1 pseudogene is annotated in these 292 nt (G+C 47.3%); it reads right to left on the bottom strand.

Features of this window, described 5'->3' with window-relative positions:
- Window positions 1-292: pseudogene (locus ABR854_RS25940) on the bottom strand (hypothetical protein); the annotation flags it as partial.

The following is a 292-nucleotide window of genomic DNA, read 5'->3' as shown; positions in this document are numbered from 1 at the left end:
CGTGATAACTACTACATTGCTCACTCCACTTTCCCCACAACTGTTGCTACATGTCGCTGTGTAGGTACCTGCCGTGCTTACAATGATGCTTGCACTCGTCGAGCCTGTACTCCACTTCAAGCTACCTGAACAACCTGTTGCTGTCAACGTTGCTGTCTCTGCATTACACAAGCTATTCTTATTCGATGAAATTACTGGAGCCGCTGGGCTGCTGCCTGTTGTGATAACCACTACATTGCTCACTCCACTTTCACCACAACTGTTGATACATGTCGCTGTATAACTTCCTGCT

The organism is Emticicia sp. W12TSBA100-4, assembly GCF_040253585.1.
GTDB lineage: Bacteria > Bacteroidota > Bacteroidia > Cytophagales > Spirosomataceae > Emticicia.
Note: the sequence above shows the minus strand (reverse complement) of the source record. Positions and strands in the feature narration are given on the sequence as shown.